The organism is Rummeliibacillus sp. POC4 (assembly GCF_003576525.1).
GTDB lineage: Bacteria > Bacillota > Bacilli > Bacillales_A > Planococcaceae > Rummeliibacillus.
This window is the reverse complement of record NZ_QWUA01000133.1, coordinates 1-2,182: the sequence shown is the minus strand read 5'-3', so window position 1 is coordinate 2,182 and position 2,182 is coordinate 1. Positions and strand designations below refer to the sequence as shown.

At 32.4% G+C, this 2,182-nt stretch carries 3 protein-coding genes and 1 pseudogene; 2 read left to right on the top strand and 2 right to left on the bottom strand.

The window, feature by feature from the left end; all coding sequences use genetic code 11:
- Positions 1–185 precede the first annotated feature (185 nt).
- The gene (locus tag D1606_RS18225; protein ID WP_119417430.1) at positions 186–548 is read right to left on the bottom strand and encodes a HesB/IscA family protein; all 363 of its coding nucleotides are present in this window, start codon (positions 546–548) and stop codon (positions 186–188) included.
- A 144-nt stretch (positions 549–692) separates the two neighbouring features.
- Between D1606_RS18225 and D1606_RS18220 the strand changes: the two genes are divergently transcribed.
- On the top strand, positions 693–1,376 hold the full coding sequence (locus D1606_RS18220) for a DUF2225 domain-containing protein (protein ID WP_119417429.1): 684 nt from the start codon (positions 693–695) through the stop codon (positions 1,374–1,376).
- Between the two features lie 106 nt (positions 1,377–1,482).
- On the opposite strand, the pseudogene D1606_RS18215 reads toward D1606_RS18220, so the two are convergent.
- Positions 1,483–1,781, bottom strand: a pseudogene (locus tag D1606_RS18215) (NifU family protein).
- Between the two features lie 25 nt (positions 1,782–1,806).
- On the opposite strand from D1606_RS18215, the gene D1606_RS18210 reads away from it, so the two are divergent.
- Positions 1,807–2,133, top strand: a complete 327-nt coding sequence (locus tag D1606_RS18210) for a YuzD family protein (RefSeq protein ID WP_119417427.1) — start codon at positions 1,807–1,809, stop codon at positions 2,131–2,133.
- The last annotated feature ends 49 nt before the right edge of the window (positions 2,134–2,182 follow it).

Below are 2,182 nucleotides of genomic sequence, written 5' to 3'. Positions count from 1 at the left end.
ACTCCCATGAAATAATCTATAAATCAACAAAATTATCTATTTATATACTATCTTTTTTATCGCTTTAGTTCAAATTAATCTTTGAATACATTAATTTTCAAAGAAAAAACCCCTTTGAAAAAGTCAGATTTTAAAATTGACTTTACAAAGGGGCTTACATTTCTTTGTCACCTAGTTTTTTTAAATTAACATTCTTCCGGTGTACCAGCATTCTTCGCTGTTCTAAAAGAACTTCCACAACCGCATGAGGCAATTGCATTCGGATTGTCAATCGTGAAGCCACCGCCCATTAGGGACTGTTTAAAATCTATTTTTGTTCCTTTAAGAATTGGAGCATCTTCTTTTGAAACAATAATTTGTAAACCATGTTCTTCAAATTGCTCATCATTCTCTTTTTTTTCTTGTTCAAAACCCATTGCATATGAAAGACCGCTACAACCGCCACCTTTTACGGCAACACGCAAATAAGCGCCTTCTTCTCCATTATTACGCATCATTTCTGTTATATGAAATGCTGCTGCTTCTGTAATATCAACAACTTGTGTCATCCGAGTCACCTCTTTCCTATATTCATCATATCAAATTTATCAATGCTGAGTAAAATAACAAACGCTCACAAAAATATCGAATTTATCATTAAATTAATATGATATAATTTACCTACAATTATTGTAGTAAATGGAGCTGTTATAATGGAAATTACCCCCTACTATGAAAAGCAACTAGAATGTATTCATTGTAAAAAGAAATTTAAGTCAACAAAAACAAGGGCAAACTTTGTCAAAGTAAAAGAAACTGAAAGTGATTTCCATCCTATTTATGAAAATGATATAAATCCTTTGTTTTATAATGTATTTGTTTGTGAACATTGTGGTTTTTCATTTACAGAAGATTTTTCAAAATACTTTGCTCCAGGATTAAAGGAAATAATAGATGAAAAAATATCTTCACATTGGAAAGCACATAATTTTTCAGGTGAAAGAACTATAGAAGATGCCTTACAAGCTTACCAACTTGGACTTGTATGTGGAAGTTTAAAAAAGGAAAAACATATTACGTTAGCTGGTCTAGCACTCCGCACTGCCTGGTTATATCGCTCCATCAAAAACGAAGTACAAGAAAAGCGATTTATGGAAATTTCACGAGATCAATATATTGAATCATTTTCCACAGAAGATTATACAGGAACTTCAATGACTGAAATTCGAGTAATCTATTTAATCGCTGAATTATCTCGTAGAATTGATGATCGTGATAAAGCAATACGTTACTTCTCAAAAGTAATAGAAATGCAACGAAATTCAAATGAAGTGAAAATTATTGAAATGGCAAAAGATCAGTGGCAACAAATGCGAGAAGAAAATGTTAACCAGTAGACCACTATTAAATAGAAATTTATTAGCTTCATTTTTTTCAATCGCAAAAAAAGGTCGGCCTTAAAATTGCTTATTTAGCAACTATAGGTCAACCCTTTTCTATAGATTAAAAGACTTGTTCTACTTCTACTACTCCAGGTACTTCTTCTAAAAGTGCACGTTCAATACCAGCTTTTAGAGTGATTGTTGAACTTGGGCAGCTACCACATGCACCTAGTAAACGTAGTTTAACAACACCATCTTCAACATCTACTAAATCGCAATCTCCTCCATCACGAAGAAGGAATGGGCGTAATTTATCTAATACTTCTTGTACTTGTTCTTTCATATCTGAAACATGTTCTGTCATAACTATCGACTCCTTTCCTTAAAATCATTATAATGTGTATAAGATAAAAAATCCATTATTGAAATGCGAGGTTAATTGATCATGACCAATAATTCAATTTCAATTGAGATATTTGGAGCTAGTGTACAGTGTGCAAGCTGTGTAAATGCGCCATCTTCAAAAGATACATTCGAGTGGTTAAAAGCTGCAATTGATCGTAAATATCCCAATAACCCTTATAATATTAGTTATATCGATATTGAGCAGCCAATTGAGAATGACCGGCATGCAAAATGGGCACAACGAGTAATGGATGATGAATTCTTTTATCCACTAGTACTTATTAATAACGAAGTAATTGGAGAAGGTTATATTCAACTAAAACCAATTTATCAAGAACTCGAAAAATTAGGCTTCCTACCAGCGTAGACTGGGGAAGCCTTTTTTATTTTTTTAAATAGCGATTTATATTCGTACT